Origin of the sequence: Oceanicella actignis (genome assembly GCF_008124525.1) — a bacterium.
Taxonomy (GTDB): domain Bacteria; phylum Pseudomonadota; class Alphaproteobacteria; order Rhodobacterales; family Rhodobacteraceae; genus Oceanicella; species Oceanicella actignis.
Genome location: NZ_VNHJ01000022.1, coordinates 1 through 5,059 on the forward strand (window position 1 = coordinate 1; position 5,059 = coordinate 5,059).

The following is a 5,059-nucleotide window of genomic DNA, read 5'->3' on the forward strand; positions in this document are numbered from 1 at the left end:
CCAAGTGGCAGGGGATCGTGGATCACGTGAACGCCAACCGCGCCCCCGGCCAGCCCGAGATGCAGCTGATCCCGGCCGGGCAGGCCATGGCGCGGATGCATGACGCCATCGCCGCGGGGCAGGTTCCGGGGCTGAACGACATCTCGGACCTGTTCGCCGACACGATCCACCTGAACGACCTTGGCAACTATTTCATGGCCATGGTGCATTACGCGGCGATCTACGGGCGCGATCCGGGCGATCTGCCCGAGGCGCTGCATGGCGACTGGGGCCAGGCCTTCGGCGCGCCCTCGGCGGCGCTGGCGGACGTGATGCAGGACATCGCGTGGCAGACCGTGTCCGAGACCCTTGCCCTCGATCCCGCCGATCCCGCGCCGATCGATCCGACGCCGACCGACCCCGCGCCGAGCGACCCGGCGCCGGCCGACCCGGCGCCCAGCGATCCGACGCCCAGCGATCCGACGCCGACCGATCCTGCGCCGACCGATCCGGAACCGGCCGATCCGCCGGCCGTGGACCCGGCCGATCCGAGCGCCGAGGCGGCGATTCTCGACATCAGCATTCCCGGCGCCTTCGTCTCCGACGCGGCCGCGGTGCGGGTGAACGGCGTGGACGGCATCCAGGTCAACGCCGTCAACGTCTGGTCCACGCTGGGACGCGAGCTGAACCTGGCTTCCGATGCCAGCGCCCGCGCCTATGTCCTGCATGCGAATGGGGCCCAGGCCACCTTCGACGGCGTGACGGTGGACGCCGGCTACTTCAGCCTCGAGGAAAACGTCGCCGCGCCGGGCGGCGCGCCGCTGGCTGACACCGCGCTGGACGCGGCGCTGGCCTTCGGCGGCGTCGTGGTCAATGCGGGGCGCATCGTGGGCACGGCGGGCGCGGACGCCTTCCGCGGCCGTGACGGCGACGACGTGTTCGACGGCGCCGACGGCGACGACGTTCTGGTCGGCGGCGCAGGCGACGACGTGCTGATCGGCGGCAAGGGCGCCGACTGGATCAGCGGCGGCGAGGGCGAAGACGTGGCCGTGTTCTCGGGCCAGGCGCGCGACTACGCGGCCGTGACCGAGGGGGGCGGGGTGCGCGTCACCGGCGCCGACGGCTCGGACTTCCTGAGCGAGGTCGAGTTCGTGCAGTTCTCTGACGGCGTGCGCATCTCGATCGAGGACCTGCTGGCCGGCAACCTGCCCGATGGCGGCGGCGCGCAGCCGGATGCCGGCTCGGGCGACGGCTCGGGAGACGGGTCGGCGCCCGCGGGCGGCTCCGGCTCGAGCGGCGGCTCCGACGGCGGATCGGGCGCGCCGACCGTTCCCGAGGCCGTGGTCGATCTGAGCGTCCCCGGGCAGATCGTCGAGGGCGCCGCGAAGGTGAACATCTCGGGGACCACGGGCGGCGTGAAGGTGCAGATGGTCGGCGGCGGCTCGAAGCTCGGGCAGGAGCTGGGCCTGTCGATGGACAACACCCACACCACCTACACGGTCTGGCAGATCGGCTACACGCGCGAGGTCAACGGCGTGGACGTCAAGGCCAGCTACTGGAGCTCGCACGCGAACCTGTCCATGAAGGGCGGCTTCCAGCTGGCCGACACGGCGCTCGAGGCGTCGCAGATGTTCTCGAGCCTGCTGGTCGATGTGGGCGAGATCCGCGGCACCGCCTACGGCGACACCTTCGTGGGGTCTTACGGCGGCGACGTCATCGACGGCGCCGGCGGGCGCGACCGGATCGACGGACGCCGCGGCGACGACATCCTGTTCGGCAACAACGGCCGCGACATCCTTACCGGCGGCGAGGGGGCGGACGTGTTCGTCTTCGAGGCCGGCGACGGAAAGGACAAGATCACGGACTTCTCGCACGAGGACATCCTGGATCTGACCGCCTACGGCTTCGCGGATCGGGCCGAGGCCCTGTCGTCCTTCGTCCTTCAGGGGGACGGCGATCTGGTTCTGACCCCGACGCTGACCGACAGCATCGAGCTCGTCGGCCTGCGCGAGGCGGACCTGGCCTGGATCAACGTTCTGGTCTGATCGACCATCTCCGTTCAGGATATTGATGAAAAACGGAAAGGCGGCGGTTCCCCGGAACTGCCGCCTTTTCAATCGCCCGCGATGATGTATAGTTCTCTTCAGTCATTTTCATTGGCGTAGCCGCTTTTTTGTTCGCGGCTCCTGTGCATGGCATCCCGGCAGGTCGGCGTCGTCGGCTTTCTCCGCGCGGAGAAAGGCGCCTCCGGCCTTGGGCGTAAGTCCGATCGCGCCCCAGACACGCCGATCCCGGCTCGACCGCGCTCTTTCGACGGCGCGTGCGAGGTCGCGCCCGCACACATTTTCGCGTCCCCGGTTCGTTCGCAGCCAGGTCTTCACCTCCATTTCCGAGGGGACAAATGACGCATGTGATTTCATTCGACGTCGGGTCCGCGCAAAGGCGCATCGGCGTCAACGTGGCCACTTCCCGGCAGCTTTTCGCCGAGATCGACGGCCGCCTGAACGACGGCCAGGGCTTTGCGCTGGCGACGCTCAATCTCGATCACCTGGCCAAGCTGCGCTGCTCGCGCGCATTTCGCGCCGCCTACGCCGCGCAGGACATCGTCGTCGCCGACGGCAATCCGGTGGTGTGGCTCTCTCGCCTGGCCGGGCGGGGGGTCGAGCTGATGCCCGGCTCCGAGCTCATCGAGCCCATCTGCGCGCTGGCGGCCGCGCGCGGCGCCCGGGTGGCGATGTTCGGCGCGACCGAATCGACGCTGAGCGCGGCGGCGCGCCGGCTTGAACGCGCCAATCCCGGCCTGCGGGTGGCGCATCTCGAAGCGCCGGCCTTCGGCTTCGATCCCGAAGGGCCCGAGGCCGACGCGGCCATCGCGCGAATCGCGGCCTCGGGGGCGCGCATCTGCTTCGTCGCCCTTGGCGCTCCGAAGCAGGAGATCTTCGCCGCCCGCGCGCGGCTGGGGGCGCCGGCCTGCGGGTTCGTGTCGATCGGGGCGGGGCTGGATTTCATCGCCGGCGCGCAGCTGCGCGCGCCAAGGGCGATGCGGGCGCTGGCGCTCGAGTGGCTTTGGCGCCTTGCGCTGCAGCCGCGCAGGCTCGGGCGGCGCTATCTGGACTGCGCGATGCTGCTGCCGCGGCTGACGCTGGACGCCCTGCGCAACCGCGCCGCCGAGGGAGGTCCGCATGCCTTCAGGCACTGAAGCGAGAGTTCCCGCCGTCATCATTCCGGCCTGCAACGAAGAGGCCTGGATCGGCCCCTGCCTTGACTCGCTCCTGGCGCAGCGGGGCGCGCCGCCCTGCGTCGTCGTCGTGGCCGCCAATGGCTGCAATGACGCGACCGCGCAGCGCGCCCGCGATCGGATGCAGTCGTTTCAGGCGAAGGGCTGGCGCCTGCTGGTGCTGGAGCTGCCCGAGGGCGGCAAGCCGAACGCCCTGAACCAGGCCGAGGCCGCGGCGGCGGCGCTCGGGGCGGACGGCGCGCGGATCTATCTGGACGCGGACGTGACCTGCGCGCCCGACCTCATGGCCAAGCTGTGCGCGGCCCTGGCCACGCCCGAGCCCCGCTACGCCACGGGGCGCATCCAGGTCGCGCCGGCGCGCAGCTGGGTCACGCGCCGCTACGCGCAGCTCTGGACGCGCCTGCCCTTCGTGCGTTCGGGAGCGGTGGGGGCGGGGCTTTTCGCGGTCAATCCCGCCGGGCGGCGGCGTTGGCTGGCCTTCCCGCCGGTGATCTCGGACGACACCTTCGTGCGCGTGCTGTTCGCGCGGCACGAGCGCGTCGAGGTGGACGCGCCCTATCTTTGGCCGATGGTCGAGGGCTTCGGCGCGCTGGTGCGCGTGCGCCGGCGGCAGGATGCGGGCGTCGCGCAGATCCATGCCGGACTGCCGGACGCCGCGCGCAACGAGGGCAAGAGCCCTCTTGGCCTCGGCGGCGCGTTGCGGCTTTTCGCGCAGGCGCCGACGGCCTTTTGCGTCTACGCGGCGGTCAGCGCGGCGGTGCGCCTGTCGGCGCTGGCGCAGCCGGGCGCCGGAGACTGGGCGCGCGGCCGTTGAGCGCCTTGCGCGCCGCTTGCGCCCGCGGGCGCGGGTCAGAAGATGAAGTCGCTCGCGCTCAGGGCGTCGGCGCGCATGCCGGCCAGAAGCACGCTGTCTTCGCCCCAGGCGATCAGCGCGCCTTCGGCATGGTCGAGGATCGTCAGCTCGGACGCCGCCCCGACGCCGGCGTTCGAGAAATCGAGACGGTCCTGGCCCTGGACGAAATCCGCAACGCGGTCGCGCCCCCAATCGGCGGCGAAGACGAACACATCCGCCCCGGCGCCGCCGGCAAGGATGTCGTCGCCGCGTCCGCCGGCGATCACGTCGTCGCCCGCCTGGCCCGAGAGCGAGTCCCGCCCGCGCCCGCCGCGCAGAACGTCGTCGCCGTCGCCGGCGAACAGAACGTCGCCGCCCGCGCGACCGCGCAGCGCGTCGTGCCCCGCCCCGCCGTCAAGCGAGTCGGCGCCGCGTCCGCCGGCAAGGCGATCATCGCCGCCAAGGCCGGCGAGCGCGTCGTTTCCGGCGCGGCCGCGCAGGATGTCGGCGCCGTCGTCGCCCACAAGCCGGTCGTCGCCCGCGGCGCCGATGCGGATCAGGCCCGAGCGGGCCTCGGCCGGATCGCCGGGCGCGGGATCGTTCGGGACGGGATCTGCCGGCGCCGGATCGCTGGGCGTCGGATCGCTGGGCGCCGGGTCGCTCGGCGCGGGGTCGCTCGGCGCGGGATCGACCGGTTCGGGCTCGCTGGGCGCCGGATCGGCGGGATCGAGCGCAAGGGTCTCGGACACGGTCTGCCACGCGATGTCCTGCATCACGTCCGCCAGCGCCGCCGAGGGCGCGCCGAAGGCCTGGCCCCAGCCGCCATGCAGCGCCTCGGGCAGATCGCCCGGATCGCGCCCGTAGATCGCCGCGTAATGCACCATGGCCATGAAATAGTTGCCAAGGTCGTTCAGATGGATCGTGTCGGCGAACAGGTCCGAGATGTCGTTCAGCCCCGGAACCTGCCCCGCGGCGATGGCGTCATGCATCCGCGCCATGGCCTGCCCGGC

The 5,059-nt window shown here is 71.8% G+C and carries 4 protein-coding genes; 3 read left to right on the forward strand and 1 reads right to left on the reverse strand.

Annotated elements, in window-relative coordinates:
* From LY05_RS14835 to LY05_RS14845, 3 genes are all read left to right on the forward strand, one after another.
* Positions 1-2,024 (forward strand): calcium-binding protein (locus LY05_RS14835; protein WP_487247350.1); only part of this gene is annotated, 2,024 nt, incomplete at its 5' end.
* A gap of 356 nt (positions 2,025-2,380) precedes the next feature.
* Entirely contained in the window at positions 2,381-3,178 is a 798-nt protein-coding gene (locus LY05_RS14840; RefSeq protein WP_148923689.1) for a WecB/TagA/CpsF family glycosyltransferase, read from the forward strand.
* A complete protein-coding gene (locus LY05_RS14845; protein WP_072747133.1) occupies positions 3,162-4,031 on the forward strand; it encodes a glycosyltransferase in 870 nt (289 codons plus the stop codon). Before LY05_RS14840 ends, LY05_RS14845 begins: the two co-directional genes overlap by 17 nt.
* Positions 4,032-4,066: 35 nt before the next feature.
* On the opposite strand, the gene LY05_RS15585 is transcribed toward LY05_RS14845, so the two are convergent.
* Positions 4,067-5,059: calcium-binding protein (locus tag LY05_RS15585; RefSeq protein WP_487247351.1), on the reverse strand; the 993-nt coding region annotated here is incomplete at its 5' end.

Bases quoted from the DNA above. Each gene is read 5' to 3' on its own strand.
- LY05_RS14840 (WP_148923689.1), top strand. From the start codon at position 2,381: ATGACGCATGTGATTTCATTCGACGTCGGGTCCGCGCAAAGGCGCATC.
- LY05_RS14845 (WP_072747133.1), top strand. From the start codon at position 3,162: ATGCCTTCAGGCACTGAAGCGAGAGTTCCCGCCGTCATCATTCCGGCC.